This window comes from Thermodesulfitimonas autotrophica (assembly GCF_003815015.1).
Lineage (GTDB): Bacteria > Bacillota > Desulfotomaculia > Desulfotomaculales > Ammonificaceae > Thermodesulfitimonas > Thermodesulfitimonas autotrophica.
Map to the genome: position 1 here is coordinate 592,554 of NZ_RKRE01000002.1, position 13,262 is coordinate 605,815.

18 protein-coding genes and 1 tRNA gene are annotated in these 13,262 nt (G+C 52.2%); 10 read left to right on the forward strand and 9 right to left on the reverse strand.

Annotated features, from left to right (window positions below):
- Window positions 1-41 precede the first annotated feature (41 nt).
- Window positions 42-503 carry a helix-turn-helix domain-containing protein gene (locus EDD75_RS06690; protein ID WP_123929894.1) on the forward strand — a complete coding sequence of 154 codons (462 nt, stop codon included), beginning with the start codon at window positions 42-44 and terminating at the stop codon, window positions 501-503.
- Window positions 504-834: 331 nt separating this feature from the next.
- On the opposite strand, the gene EDD75_RS06695 is transcribed toward EDD75_RS06690, so the two are convergent.
- Window positions 835-1,626, reverse strand: a complete 792-nt coding sequence (locus EDD75_RS06695; protein WP_123929897.1) for a hypothetical protein — start codon at window positions 1,624-1,626, stop codon at window positions 835-837.
- Window positions 1,627-1,942: 316 nt separating this feature from the next.
- Here EDD75_RS06695 and EDD75_RS06700 point away from each other — a divergent pair, with 316 nt between their 5' ends.
- Genes EDD75_RS06700 through EDD75_RS06725 form a run of 6 tightly spaced genes read left to right on the forward strand, consistent with a single transcriptional unit; the run spans window position 1,943 to window position 5,428 of the window.
- On the forward strand, window positions 1,943-2,125 hold the full coding sequence (locus tag EDD75_RS06700) for a helix-turn-helix domain-containing protein (RefSeq protein WP_123929900.1): 183 nt from the start codon (window positions 1,943-1,945) through the stop codon (window positions 2,123-2,125).
- A 53-nt stretch (window positions 2,126-2,178) separates the two neighbouring features.
- Window positions 2,179-2,388: a hypothetical protein gene (locus EDD75_RS06705; RefSeq protein ID WP_123929903.1), complete on the forward strand. Its 210-nt coding sequence runs from the start codon at window positions 2,179-2,181 to the stop codon at window positions 2,386-2,388.
- Window positions 2,381-4,681: a bifunctional DNA primase/polymerase gene (locus tag EDD75_RS06710; protein WP_123929909.1), complete on the forward strand. Its 2,301-nt coding sequence runs from the start codon at window positions 2,381-2,383 to the stop codon at window positions 4,679-4,681. Before EDD75_RS06705 ends, EDD75_RS06710 begins: the two co-directional genes overlap by 8 nt.
- Window positions 4,678-4,962 (forward strand): hypothetical protein, encoded by a 285-nt coding sequence (locus EDD75_RS06715; RefSeq protein ID WP_123929912.1) that lies wholly within the window; start codon window positions 4,678-4,680, stop codon window positions 4,960-4,962. Before EDD75_RS06710 ends, EDD75_RS06715 begins: the two co-directional genes overlap by 4 nt.
- Complete coding sequence (locus EDD75_RS06720) at window positions 4,962-5,168, forward strand: hypothetical protein (RefSeq protein WP_123929915.1); 207 nt, start codon at window positions 4,962-4,964, stop codon at window positions 5,166-5,168. Before EDD75_RS06715 ends, EDD75_RS06720 begins: the two co-directional genes overlap by 1 nt.
- 29 nt (window positions 5,169-5,197) lie before the next feature.
- On the forward strand, window positions 5,198-5,428 hold the full coding sequence (locus EDD75_RS06725; protein ID WP_123929918.1) for a hypothetical protein: 231 nt from the start codon (window positions 5,198-5,200) through the stop codon (window positions 5,426-5,428).
- 74 nt (window positions 5,429-5,502) lie between these two features.
- On the opposite strand, the gene EDD75_RS06730 is transcribed toward EDD75_RS06725, so the two are convergent.
- The 3 genes from EDD75_RS06730 to EDD75_RS06740 all read right to left on the reverse strand — a co-directional run bounded on the left by EDD75_RS06730 (window position 5,503) and on the right by EDD75_RS06740 (window position 8,037).
- Window positions 5,503-6,045 carry a hypothetical protein gene (locus EDD75_RS06730; RefSeq protein ID WP_123929921.1) on the reverse strand — a complete coding sequence of 181 codons (543 nt, stop codon included), beginning with the start codon at window positions 6,043-6,045 and terminating at the stop codon, window positions 5,503-5,505.
- Between the two features lie 47 nt (window positions 6,046-6,092).
- Window positions 6,093-6,734, reverse strand: coding sequence for a copper amine oxidase N-terminal domain-containing protein (locus EDD75_RS06735; protein ID WP_123929924.1), 642 nt, complete (start codon window positions 6,732-6,734; stop codon window positions 6,093-6,095).
- A gap of 577 nt (window positions 6,735-7,311) precedes the next feature.
- The gene (locus tag EDD75_RS06740; RefSeq protein ID WP_123929927.1) at window positions 7,312-8,037 is read right to left on the reverse strand and encodes a hypothetical protein; all 726 of its coding nucleotides are present in this window, start codon (window positions 8,035-8,037) and stop codon (window positions 7,312-7,314) included.
- A gap of 165 nt (window positions 8,038-8,202) precedes the next feature.
- On the opposite strand from EDD75_RS06740, the gene EDD75_RS06745 reads away from it, so the two are divergent.
- Window positions 8,203-8,430, forward strand: coding sequence for a helix-turn-helix domain-containing protein (locus EDD75_RS06745; RefSeq protein WP_170157749.1), 228 nt, complete (start codon window positions 8,203-8,205; stop codon window positions 8,428-8,430).
- A 116-nt stretch (window positions 8,431-8,546) separates the two neighbouring features.
- Window positions 8,547-9,731 carry a tyrosine-type recombinase/integrase gene (locus tag EDD75_RS06750; RefSeq protein ID WP_123929932.1) on the forward strand — a complete coding sequence of 395 codons (1,185 nt, stop codon included), beginning with the start codon at window positions 8,547-8,549 and terminating at the stop codon, window positions 9,729-9,731.
- Between the two features lie 92 nt (window positions 9,732-9,823).
- Here the strand turns inward: EDD75_RS06750 and EDD75_RS06755 are convergent.
- A tRNA-Thr gene (locus tag EDD75_RS06755) sits at window positions 9,824-9,899 on the reverse strand.
- 79 nt (window positions 9,900-9,978) lie between these two features.
- On the opposite strand from EDD75_RS06755, the gene EDD75_RS06760 reads away from it, so the two are divergent.
- On the forward strand, window positions 9,979-10,149 hold the full coding sequence (locus tag EDD75_RS06760; RefSeq protein ID WP_425451659.1) for an ATP-binding protein: 171 nt from the start codon (window positions 9,979-9,981) through the stop codon (window positions 10,147-10,149).
- Between the two features lie 154 nt (window positions 10,150-10,303).
- Here the strand turns inward: EDD75_RS06760 and EDD75_RS06765 are convergent, their stop codons facing one another.
- The 4 genes from EDD75_RS06765 to EDD75_RS11445 form a co-directional block, all read right to left on the reverse strand.
- Window positions 10,304-11,224 carry a selenium metabolism-associated LysR family transcriptional regulator gene (locus EDD75_RS06765; RefSeq protein ID WP_123929935.1) on the reverse strand — a complete coding sequence of 307 codons (921 nt, stop codon included), beginning with the start codon at window positions 11,222-11,224 and terminating at the stop codon, window positions 10,304-10,306.
- Entirely contained in the window at window positions 11,221-11,724 is a 504-nt protein-coding gene (locus tag EDD75_RS06770; RefSeq protein WP_123929938.1) for a universal stress protein, read from the reverse strand. Before EDD75_RS06770 ends, EDD75_RS06765 begins: the two co-directional genes overlap by 4 nt.
- 17 nt (window positions 11,725-11,741) lie before the next feature.
- On the reverse strand, window positions 11,742-12,764 hold the full coding sequence (locus EDD75_RS06775) for a YeiH family protein (protein ID WP_123929942.1): 1,023 nt from the start codon (window positions 12,762-12,764) through the stop codon (window positions 11,742-11,744).
- A gap of 365 nt (window positions 12,765-13,129) precedes the next feature.
- Window positions 13,130-13,261, reverse strand: a complete 132-nt coding sequence (locus EDD75_RS11445; RefSeq protein WP_281277475.1) for a hypothetical protein — start codon at window positions 13,259-13,261, stop codon at window positions 13,130-13,132.
- Window position 13,262 lies beyond the last annotated feature (1 nt).

The window sequence follows — 13,262 nt, forward strand, 5'->3', positions numbered from 1 at the left end:
AATATCGCAAATCGTGTTACATTCGCCCAGAGGTGCATTGAATGCAACCACTTGGAGAAAGGTTGGCTGCACTCCGCAAGGAGAAGGGGCTTTCGCAAGCAGAGTTGGCGAAACTCTTGAACATGGGGCAAAGTACCATCGCAATGTACGAGCGGAACAGGCGGACACCCGATCCGGCAACGCTGAACCGGTTAGCGGACTTCTTTAACGTCTCGGTGGACTACCTCCTGGGCCGGACAGACAGACGCGAACGCATGAAAGAAGAATCTCGGCAGTCAGGAGAGCAACCGGTCCTTTTCCGCGAAGAGCAGTTGCCGTACCTGGTGGCTGACCGCCGCTTTGCTGGGTTGCTAAAGCGCGTCCCTGCCCTTTCGGAAGAAGAGAAAGCGTTACTGGCTGAAGGCTGGGAGTGGGCTTTAAGGGTAGTAGAAAAGAAAAAGAAGCGGCGTAGCACGCCTTCGCGAAAGGAGAAAAGGCCACCATCTAATAAAGAGAATCCCTAAGTCCAAGCCCCGTTTTCAAAATACTCGTAATAAAATAAACAGAAGCCGGCGGACAATTGATATTTCCAAAATATAACAGCAAGGATTTCCAGTCCCGAAACCCTTGCCGTTTCTTGCTTTCCTGGAGCTGGTGGTCGGATTCGAACCGACGACCTGCGCATTACGAGTTGACGCCGGAGGGTTTGTAAGAGTTTACCAGAGGGCATAAACCTTAGAGCGAAGCGGTCTTTCGGAATTTCCCTGTTATTGGTAAACCCTCATAAACCCACATAAATCAAACTCATTTTCTCAAATTTTTCTCAAATGGTTGTGCCCTGAAAGCCGCATTACTTCACGGCTTGAGGGCTTTTCTTTTTTCGGCGGTCCGTTTTCTTTTGGATGCCGACCGGCAGGACGGCGAGCAAAATTTCTGCTGGCCGACCTGCGTTTTCGGTAGTGGAAACCACCTGCCGCAAACCTCACAGGGGCGGGCGAAGATGTTATTTTCGGCTGCGTAAAGAACTTCCGCCCAACAGAGGGGGAGAATACCCCCGTTGCTGGTGTAAACCCTGGCGGGGAACGTGCGTTCAATTAATTCGCGGCCTGTTGTGTCAGAACTCCGTTTAACGGCGTGCTCAACCACAGCCCCCATAAACCAGGACGGAGCTTCGCGGCTGCGGCTGCAGACCACCGCGGCAAAATGAGGTGTCCCCGCGTTGGCAAGAGAAGCCACAAATCTTTCCGCTGGACGCGTTCTCTTGCCTCGCCCAGCGGGAAGGAGCCACCATTCGAGGGCGCGGCTTAAAAATTGAATCTCCGCTGCGTAGGCTTCCCCCGGCTGCCTAAACGTGGTCGAAAGAAGGGCTTCCGGGCGGTTTATTTTTCCCTCTTTGACCAACCGCCACAACGCAAAAATAACGTCATTCCCCGCTGGCATCTCCATTTTATCGGTAAACCGGGCGAGAGCCTGCTTTACCGCTTCTTGCGGCGGGTGGGTGGCGGCTTCTTGCAGGAGCACGTTGGTCAGGCCGAACGGGGGAAGCGACACCAAATGGCCGTCGGGGAGGACGAGAACCTCAAAAAATCTCTCGCTTGACCGGGAGATGTAAAGTTTTACTTCGACTAACCGCGCTACGGCACTCATTTTCCCTGCACCACCGCTGCACAAATTTTATAAGCCCTAATGCCGCACCAGAGGCGGAACGTGAAACCGCTTCACGTGGATTTTAAGCCCCTCTCCAGTTTACATTAGGCTTGAAAAAAACGCAAGAAGAACGAGCGAAATAGAGGGAACACTGAGTGTTTGACAGGGTTTGCCAAAGGCCCGACTGGACACGAAAACGACAGCTTGTGCTTGTAATGAGCGGCTAACGCTTCGTAATGCGAATTTTCGTTTTTTGGCTTTTGCCGACAAAATCTGTTAAGTTCGAGGCAAATTGGCAAATTCAGGAGGGATAATTATGCGCGAGGAGAAGCGAATCACGCTCACTGTGCGGGAGGCTGTGGCGGTCAGCGGCATTGGCCGCAATACGCTTTTGAAATTGTTACACAACGGTGAGGTTCAGGGGCGCCGCATCGGGAAAAGGCGGTGGCTGGTGTTACGCGATAGTTTAGAGCATTGGTTGCGCAGCGGCAACCAATAAACGAAAAGGCCCGGCTGTGGCAGACCGGGCGGCGAACAGGAGGTATCGAGCTTATGTTCACAATACCACATCCGCGAAGACTCCTCAAGGCCCTACCGCCCCACCTTCGGAGACAAGCGGCCCGCGAATATCGGGCGATAGCCGGTTCCGGGATGCACCTTGACCGCTTGGCGATGCTTTCATCTTGGTATCGCCGGGCCGGGCTTCCCGAGGTGCGGGAGCTGCTGGAGCGGGTTTTCCGGGAGGTGGCCCGGGATGCTTAGTGCGGCTTTATCCTATGCTGCCCGAGGGTGGAGTGTCATCCCTCTCCGGCCCCGCGACAAGCGACCCCTGCTGCCTGCCTGGAGCGAATACCAGAACCGCCGACCGGTGGAGCAAGAAATCCGCGCGTGGTGGCGGGACAACCCGGAGGCGAACATCGGCGTCGTAACCGGCGCGGTTTCCGGCTTGGTGGTCCTTGACTTAGACGGCGAGACGGCTATTGTCTACGCCAAAGAGAAAGGGCTGCCCCGGACGCCAACCGTTAGGACCAACAAAGGATACCACGTCTATTTCACCCATCCAGGCGGAACGGTCCCGAACGCCGTTAGCCTGGGCGGCGTCAGGGGGTTGGACCTTCGCGGTGACCGCGGCTACGTGGCGGCCCCGCCATCGGTCCACCCGAGCGGGCGGCGTTATGCCTGGGCGAGGGGACGCGGCCCGGATGATTTGCCGCTTGCCCCGTTGCCCGAATGGGTTTTGAAACTAATTCAGAGGCCAACGGAAACACCGGCCCCCCGCGACTCCTTCTGGGTAGTGGAGCTTCTGCAAGGGGTGCCACAAGGACAAAGGAATGATGCCGCGACCAAATTGGTCGGGCATTGGTTTGGGAAGGGACTGCCGGAGGATGAAGTCTGGCTGCTGCTGACCGAGTGGAACCGGAAAAATTCTCCGCCATTGCCGGAGCGGGAACTGCGCGCGGTGTTTGACAGCGTGGCCCGGCGGGAGGCCCGCAAGCCCAAGCGGGTGAACGGTGAGGCCGAAGAGGAGGACCTTTGGTCGCATAAGTCGCTTTTGTCGTATCCTGAATCACCTGCACCGGACGCGTTTTATGGTTTGGCCGGTGATATTGTCCAAACGGTCGATCCGCATACTGAAGCGGACCCGGTAGCGGTCCTTGCCCAAACCCTTATCGCCTTCGGGAATGTTATCGGCAGGACGGCTTACTTTGTAGCTGAAGCGGACAAGCACTACCTGAACGAATTTGCGGTGTTGGTGGGTAGTAGTGCCAAAGGGCGGAAGGGCTCTTCCTTCGGCCACGTCCGGCGGCTGTTTCGGATGGTTGACCCTGAATGGGAGGAGAACCGCGTTCAATTCGGGCTTTCAAGTGGCGAAGGCTTGATTTGGGCGGTCCACGACCCCATCGAGAAAGAGGAGCCTGTTTACGAAGGCAAAGGACACGACAAACGCCTTGTGGGGCGCGAAACGGTCATTGTTGATACCGGTGTCGAGGACAAACGATTGCTGGCTTACGAGGCCGAGTTTGCTTCGACCCTGCGGGTGCTTCAGCGGGAAGGCAACACGCTATCGGCCAACATCCGCAACGCCTGGGACCACGGGCGACTTCAATCCTTGACCAAGAACAGCCCGGCAAAAGCAACGGATGCCCATATTTCGATTATCGGCCATATAACCAAAGATGAGCTTTTGCGCTATCTCGACACCACGGAAGCGGGCAACGGTTTCGGCAACCGCTTCCAGTGGCTGTGCGTCCGGCGATCCAAGGTCCTGCCGGAAGGAGGGAACCTGCGGGACGAGGACCTGTATCCGCTTGCCGAACGGCTGCGGGACGCTGTTGAGTTTGCCAAGACCGTTGGCGAAATGAAGCGGGACGAAGCGGCCCGGCGGCTGTGGTATGAGGTTTACCCGGAGCTTTCTGAAGGCAAGCCTGGCCTGCTTGGCGCGATGATTGCCCGGGCGGAGGCCCACGTTATGCGGCTGGCCTGTATCTATGCGCTACTTGACCTTTCGGCGGTAATTAGAGAGGAGCACCTAAAGGCGGCCCTGGCCTTGTGGGATTACTGTGAGCGTTCGGCGCGCTTCATTTTTGGCGATGCCCTTGGCGACCCGGTAGCTGATGAAATCCTCCAGGCTGCACGCCGGGCGGCTGAAAATGGTTTGACCCGAACGGAAATCCGGGACCTGTTTGGCCGACACCAAGGCGGGAAGCGAATCGCGAGCGCACTTTCTGCCCTGGCGGCTGCTGGCCTAATGACGATGCGGACGGAGGAAACCGGAGGTAGGCACGCTGAACGCTGGTTTGCCACCCAAATTAAAACAAGCAGAGATTGCGACAAAAGCGACTTATGCGACAAAAGTCTTTCACCCCCTACCCCTTCGGTCGCTAATGTCGCTAATGTCGCAAATACTTCTCAGAAAAAAACTACGGAACCCCCTGCCCCCGAACCGGAACGTCCTGCCGAGGGGAAGGCGGTTGATGTTTATCAATCGGTTGACGACAGAGACACCGCACTTGACGAGATTTACCAGGAGTGGAAGGAGGGCGGCGGCAAATGACCGTGGTCAAGGCTACTAGCGAATTAGAGCGGCTGGGAGTGCGGCTTTATTTAAAGGACGGCGTTATCCGGTGTCGCTACAAGCCCGGCCTGGACCGAAAGAAGGCGCTGCCGTATCTTGAGGTTATCGCCAACCGCGAGGAGGAGGCCCGGGCGGTCCTGGAGCTATGGGGGACTCCGGCAACACCGCAAGATGCGGAGCGGGTAAAGCGGGCGTTCTCCCGGCCTGGGACCTTCATTGTTTACGATGAGCGAACCGGTGAAATGAGGTGGATTTGCTGATGCCCCGCTATCGCGAAGAGGTAATCATACCCCTGGGCAAGGGCTGTATAGCCATACTTTCACTGGAAGAGGCGTCAAGACTGCTGGCCCAGCACCCGGAGCTATGGGAAAAGGCCGTCAAGCGCGGCAAGCACCGGAGGAGAGCGGAGAAGAACAGCGACCGCCAGGCGAAACCAAGGCCGGGGCAGATAAGGGAAGTATTCTGAATTTTCACACAATTTAAGGGGGTGCTTCAGTGAAGCGTTACGTTGGTGAGGCATACTGGTTGAAGGAGCAGCCGCTTGAGGCCCGCACCATCAGGCTTGCCATAGCTTATTACCCCAAGGCCGGCCGCTTGCAAATCGCGCATTATCACATCGAAGGCGACACAATCCGCCGTAACCGTGTTGTTACCCTGGCCCGTGAGGACCTGGCCCGAAACCCGGAGGCGAAGCAGCTTTTGTTGAAGGCGTTGCGGGAGCTATAATGGTCCTGTTTTCTTTATCGTTAACATATAGATATCTTTCTTTTTCCCGCCGGAAACTTTTGACCGTTATTGCCTTATTGTGGTGGCAACGTGGACACTTCTTGATTACGCGGGCTGCGCGAAGTATGCACAACCAAAATAACTGCCATTAATGCGGATAAGGCCACGAGACCGGCCCATATCTCTGTAGCAATGTTTCGCTTCCGCCAAGCCCAGCACTTAAGTTCAGACCTTGCGGTAGATTCGATACGTTCTTCCTCCTTCTGTATTTCCCATTCTGCTTCTTCCCCGCCGCCCGAAATAGCTGGAAGCGTAAGTCTTTTCCTTAACTCAGCCACTTTTTTAACTTCTTCCGGGCTTGCTAAAATTTGCTCCTTTCGCTTCGCAATATCAGCTTGCGAAGGAACAGGAACCATTTCACCGCTATATAGCCGATTGTTTACTGCGTCATAACCGTAAAGAGCAACCCACGCCTGGCCCGTCCAGTGGTCCCGCAGGTGGACAATCTTCAAAGCTCCGTTATTTACCGTTTGCGTTGGTCCTTTCTCCCACCTGAACGGCCAAGCGGCCAGCAACAAAAGGCACATCACCGCAGGAATAATCCACGCGCGCTTCATCTTATTTTTCCACCTTAAACTCTTTTCCCGCCCCGAAAATCGCTTACTCAAAAACCAAAAAGCTGCTTATGTAGCGCATCAAGGCTTTCCTGTTGTTGGACTCTCATCCAACCCACCTTTTCTATTGCGTTTAAATATTCGGTTTCTATAGTAGGTGGGGGAGACACTGACGCTAACTCATAAATTAAACTCCAACCGGTAATGCCCGTGTTGAGAACTTTAACCAACGTCAAATGAAACATCTCGGCTTCTCTTGGAGGAGATAGCTTTAAAGCCTCTTTCAATAACTTTTCCCGTTCTATAACCTGTTTTAGAGCTTCTTGCTGCACCAATGGGGAGCCGCTTAGTGGTGAGTCCAATCGTTTCAAGAATTGGGCACCGGAGTCATCGAGCCTCGCTAAATCAAGATATAATCTATCCGCTATTGCTTTATAGCTATTTGGATCATTGGAAGAGCGATACACATAGACGGTCTTGTTGTTTCCGTCCCACCTTACATCCGCCCCTAACGCTTCTGCAACGGCCCGCAAAGGCACCAACGTCCTACCATTAATTATCTGGGGCGGCACATCGGGATAAATCTCCCTGCCGTTGACGAAAAGGCGAACATTTTGCCAAGCTCCGGCAGCGGCAAAGCCAAAAAACAACAAAAACCCAACCAAAATGGCTACAAGTGCGGCCCTTTTCATTCGTTCACCCTCCCCACGGACTATTATCGGTTCTGAGGGTTCGACAGCACCGAAAGAGAATCCTCCTGTAGTGGCGCAATATGGCAAAATTATCAACGCTATTTACCGACAGAAAAGTTTCCCCTGTATGCCCCCGGAGCCCCTTCGCGGAATGGGATGCCCAATCCCTGTAGGTGGGGCTGCTTTTCGGGGATTTGCCTCTCTAATGCGTCAGGATGGCCCACATTGAACGAAAGCCTCCGTCAAGGTAGAAAAATTACCGGCTGCGTAGAAGGCCCTTGTAGGCCAAATATGAAGGCGTTCACCGTGAGAAAAGCCCGTTTCAGGGGTGGTGGTGATGCAGGGAGCAAAAAGTTTTCTTCTGCTTGCCGGAAGGAGGATACCTTTGGCGGGATACCCATCCCTGGGGATGGGGGGGTTGGCTGTTTTCGGCAAGGGAGAAGGGAGAGGTTGCCGAAAAGCCCCCTTCTAAAGAAGGATTGTGCTATGTTGTGGCGAAAAGAAATAGGAAGGCCGGAGTCGGCTTGCCAACCTTTCACTCCGGCCTTTGGGTGGTCCAGGGATTGCCCCTGGACCCTTAGTTTATGCTTACCGCGAACCAGCCGTGGTCCATCTCCTTGAACTTCAACGCTACTGCTTCGCCTATCGCTGCCGCTAACTTCTTGCCGGTGCTGTTCTTGGCGTAGACCGCCACCTTCTCCCCTTCTTCCGTTTGGCAGTAAGCCCGGATGGTGCCTTCACTCTTGCCCGGCCTTGCCTCCAGGACCGTTACCTTCGCTTCCTTGAGACTGTTGCCGTTGCCGTTGCCGTTGCCGTTGCTGCTACCATTTCCCTTGGCGATTTCCTTCACGCCTTCCACGAACTTCTTCGCCGCTTCCCTCTTTGCCGCTTCGGTGCTGCTGAGGATTGCCTCTTCGATATCCTTTCTACCCGCTTGAATTGCACTTGCCAGAAGGTTGAGGAGCGTTGTTGCCGTTCGGTGCTGGTATCTTGCCCGGTCGAGTTTCGCTTCGAGTGCTACCGCTTCTTCCCTTGCCTGCTTGACCGCTTCTTCGTTAGCCTGGTAGATTTCGTTCGCCGCTAACCGCTTCGCTATTTCCGCCTTTCTTGCTTCCTCATTCGGATACCGCTTCTTGCCGTTGCCGTCTGTTTCGCCTGCCACTTCGCCCGCAACCTGAGCCTCCAGCTTGGCCTTGTCCTCAAGGAGAGTGTGGAGTCTTTGCTTCGTTTCGTAGAGCTTGAGCGTTAGCCTCTCCACTTCCCCCGGCAGGACCCTCGCCTGTTCGATTAGGTTTTTGAGCATTTGAACCAGCCTCCCTTGTGTTAGTGTTTGTTGTTTTGATTATAGTGTAGCATACCCTGGACAGTAAGTCAATAGGTTTTTGAAAAATATTTTGTTCATAACGAATAATATAGTTGCCATTTAAACAGCGATATGCTACACTTAAAGAAAAGGGAGGGAAGAGCAATGCCCATCCGTTCCAGGTTGGCCGTGGTTATGGGAGAAAAAGGGGTGCGTAACATTTCCCAGTTATCGCGGATGACCGGTTTAGCGCGGACAACACTAACAACACTTTGGTATAACCGGGCGAAGGGGGTAAACTTCGAAACCTTAGAGGCTTTATGCAAGGCCCTTAACTGCCAGCCGGGAGACCTGCTGGTTTATATCCCCGACGAAGGAGGCGAAGCAAGGTGAAGAGCAAAATCCTTGACCGTATCTTCGATTACGGCCCCTGGGTGTATGTTGGTTTCTGCGTCCTGGTGGCGGCTGTGGTGCTAATCTACCGCTTTATGTAAAGGAGGTTTCGGGCGATGCGCGGTAGCATCAGGCGGCAGGCAAAGGATAGCTGGCGGATCACCATCAGCTTGGGCAAGAACCCGAAGACCGAGAAATACGAGAAGTATCAAGAAACCATCCGGGGGAAGAAGGCCAACGCGGAGAAGCGGCTGGCCGAGCTTATCGCCCAGTTGGAGAAGGGATACACCATCAACCCGGAGCGGATAACCTTCGGCGAATTCCTGGACAAGTGGCTGGCCGACTACGGCAGGAGCAACCTTTCCGAGCGAACGCTTTACGACTATACCCACATCATCAATTACCACGTTAAGCCTGAGCTTGGCGATATCCCTTTGGTCAAGCTACACCCGGCCCACCTGCGGGAGTTTTACGGGAAGCTGTTGCGCGAAGGGCGCAAGGACAATAAAAGAAGCGTCGGTCCGGGGCTGTCTCCTGCTTACGTCCGCAAGGTCCACGTGATAATCCACGAGGCGTTGAAGCACGCCGTCCGGTGGGAACTTGCCTACCGGAACGTTGCCGACGCTGTGGACCCGCCAAAGGTGACGCGACAGGAAATAAGGCCACTTACAGAACGGGAACTTGACCGGCTGTTTGGGGCGGTGAAGGACTCCTACCTTTATGTTCCCACCTGCATAGCCGTAGCTACCGGCCTGCGGTTGGGTGAGGTGCTTGCCCTGCGCTGGGAAGACGTGGACCTGAAACACGGGGTTATCACCGTCAAGCGGGCGCAGAAGGTCCGGCGGCAGAAGACCGAAAACGGCACTACCTATGAAATCACCTACGGACCACCAAAAAGCAAGAACAGCAAGCGGAGCGTTGAAATACCGCCTTCTTTAGTGGAATTACTTAAGCACCACCGATTAGCGCAGAAGAAGGATAAACTCTTTTTCGGCGCGGCCTATCAGGATAATGGCTTGGTATGTTGCCTCCAGGACGGGAGGCCGATAAGGAACGAGAGCTTTGGTTCTCACTTCCGGGACGTGGCCCACAAAGCAGGGTTGAAGATTTCCTTTCACTCCCTGCGACACTGCCACGCTTCCTGGCTGGTGCGGATGGGCGAAAGCCTAAAAGTAGTCTCGGCCCGCTTGGGGCACTCGGGAATCGGAATTACCGCTGACTACTACGCCCACCTTTTCCCCGACGCCCAAAAAGAAGCGGCCAAGAAGGTTGATTCCCTCCTGGCCGACAAGCTAACCTGAAACCATTTTCTCAAAATTTTCTCAAATTGACCCTTCTTTAAGATAGCGGCAAGGATTTCCAGCTCCGAAACCCTTGCCGTTACTGCCTTTCCTGGAGCTGGTGGTCGGATTCGAACCGACGACCTGCGCATTACGAGTGCGCTGCTCTGCCTGCTGAGCTACACCAGCCCGCCCGTTTCTTATCTTAGCCCAAAAACGCCTCCCTGTCAATAAACCCAAGACGCCCGCAGGAAAAACCCGATAGTGGATCGGGAAGCATCACAACCTGATCATCACCGGGCCGACCAGGGTCGGGAAAACCTTTATCGCCTGCGCCTTGGGCAACAAGGCCAAGCGCCGGTATTCGGCCCAGCATATCCTTGCGTCGGCCCTGGAAGCGCATCCGGAAGATGAGACTCCTTGCAGGATTCAGATATGACTTGGGTGACCACCAGTACGTCCAGCTTATCTATCCCCAGGCGATGCAGGTAGGGCACCACCATCGCATCCCCCCCCCACTCGCCCCTCTTCCAAATCGCCCCACTGGTATCATGCATAAAACACGCCTCGGTTGGGCGAGTAAATTATTTCTATTAGGCAAGTTTTTCGATTGAATCTTTCTGAAAGCAAAACGAACTCAGAAAGGATATGAATTCTTTTACTACCGGTGTTTGGGACTTGTTTTTATTATAAATCACATAAAACTTCCGTACTAGAGAAACATCCTTGACTTTAACCGAAACGAGAGTACCCAACTTCAATTCTTTTTGTACTGCCCATTTGGAAATAATTGTTGCACCAAACCCAGCTTCCACAGCCTCCTTTACTGCTTCGGTACTTCCTAATTCCATAACCACGTTTAATTCAGATAGATTTATACCTGCTTCCTTTAATCTATCTTCGGTTATCTTCCTTGTACCAGACCCTTGTTCTCTCAGGATAAAAGGCAACGCCACAAGTTCATCAATTAAGATAAACTTCTTACCAGCTAAGGGATGGTCGACGGGAAGCAAAACAATCAGTTCGTCTTTCATAAAAGGTTTTGCAATCAATTCAAAGTTATCCACGCGACCTTCCACAAGCCCTAAGTCCAGCGCCTGCTTTAACACCAGCTTAACTATTTCTTCTGTATTGGTCACCTTTAGTAAAGCCCTTACCTGGGGATGTTGTTTTTTAAAGCACCCCAAAACTTGCGGAATCACGTATTCGCCCAAGGTAAAACTTGCTCCTACCGATAAGGTGCCTCGTATACAGCCGGTGAGAGCGGAAATATCTTTTTCTGCTTCATCCAGCAATGACAAGATCTTTTCCACATATTCATATAGAATACGACCAGCTTCTGTGATGGTTACTTGTTGGGTGTTACGATCAAACAATCTTGTGCCAAAATGGTCTTCCAGAGATTTGATATGCATACTGACTGCCGGCTGAGAGATAAAAAGGGCTTGCGCAGCCCCGGAAAAACTCTTTTTATCAGCCACTGTTTTAAAAATATGGAACTGATATAAATTCACAATGTTTTCCTCCTTTTAACAACTAGAACGGGAATGTCAGATGCTTCAACTACAGCTTCAGCAATGCTTCCTAAGGCTATTCTTTTGATTCCCGTTAAGCCGGTATCTCCTGTAACGATTAAGTCAGCTCCTTCTTTCTCAGCAACATTAATGATTTGCTTCACGGGATTGCCGCTTAAAAGAAGCAATTTCACATTTATACAGTATGCTTCACCGTATTTATGGGCAAGCTTTAAGCCTGCCAACCCATAGCGAACTCGCTTAGTCTTTTGGGCCAGTAGCTCCCATTCGTGCTCTGGGATGATTGCATCTTCTCCATCCGGGTCAACAAATACAGCAATTATTTCTGAGTTATTCCGTTTAGCTAAACCCATTGCATACTTAGTTGCTTCAATAGCCGGAGCAGAACCGTCCACTGCCAGGATAATTCTGTTAATGGATGTATCCACAGCCTCCAGTTGATTTTTGGCCAACAGCTCTTCTGCTAACTTGCTCAGCATTTTAAAACCTCCCAACCTTAAAAATGCAGGGTACGAATGGCTAATAGGCCGGCAACTGAGATAACTAGGGAGCCAACAAATCCGATAAACAGTGATTTTATTCCCATACGCCTAAACATCACAAGATCTACGCTAAGTCCCATGCCCGCCATCGCAATTATCATAAGAAGACTGCTGATGTGAAGCATCACAGAAGTAAGATCATGAGGAATTAAACCAAAGGTATTGAGACAACTCAGGCCTAAAAAGCCGAAAATAAACCAGGGAATTGTCAAGCCCTGCGATCCAGCGCTTTGTTCCTTCCCTGCATCCCTCAGGTTAAACCAAAGACTAATCCCAAGAGTAACGGGAATTAATAGTGCCACCCGGCCAAGTTTGGTTAAAATAGCCATATTGGCCGCAGAATCACCTGCCGGCTGAGATGCTGCTACCACATGGGCTACTTCGTGTAAGGTTGCCCCCACAAAAATACCATATTCATCTAAACTTAACCCAAGAAACGGTTTTAAAAGAATATATAAAATACTACCAATGGTTCCCAAAATAGCAACACTCGCCACAGATGCCACAGTTTCATCCTGATTCGCTTTAATCGTTGGCGCGACCGCAGCAACAGCAGCAGCTCCACAGATTCCTGTCCCTACTGCTGTTAGTAAGGCTAATTTTTCTTCAACAGCCAGTATTCTTCCTAGGTAGTATATAATAACAACGGCCATAATAATTATTAATGTATCCAGGAGAATAATTTTGGGACCTGTAGCAAAAATAGCATCTAAGTTGAGACGAACACCCATTAAAACAATACCATAGCGCAGGAATCTCTTGCTCGCGAAGTTTATTCCTGTGTTGGCATATTTCGGGATTCCCATGAGTGCCCGCCAGGCCATTCCAACTAAAATGGCAATAACCATTGGCCCAGGCACTGACAAAAGAGGTATGCGGATAATGTTTTGAGCAAGGACTCCCACTACCATAGTTAGAACAAGTCCTCGGATGCTACCGTGAAGAAAACTTTTGTGCTGAAGAACTGCAACCTGCATTTCAACCCCCCCAAAATTTCTTTCTAAACTTTACCACAATAACTGGCGGGATGGGAAATACCTGGTTATAATAAGCCTTATAATGAGGCACTTATGTTTATAGGGGTAATTTCTCATGCACACTTTCCTGCCCCTGGAATTTGCACCAACCCTGAAGAGAGGTGTTGTGGTACGCGATAACTTCGTGTCTTGAACCGTAGTATTTTCAAGGGTTTCGTGACTTCGGGTTTCAAACTTGAGTCAATAAACCCAAGACGCCCGCGGGAAAAACCCGATAAAGGACGCACTGCCGGACAAAAAAAAGGCCGTCCGGTTCTTTCCGAACGGCCCGCAACGGTACACTGCTTAGCCGGATGGCAAGGCTATTACCGCAGGAGGATCACCAACAGCACGAGGAGCACGATGCCGAGGCCCAGGCTATAGCCAATCAGTTTCTTTTCCGGCGGCGTGAGGTCGTGCCACTCCTCCCGTTCTTCCGTAAGACCAGCGTTAACCATT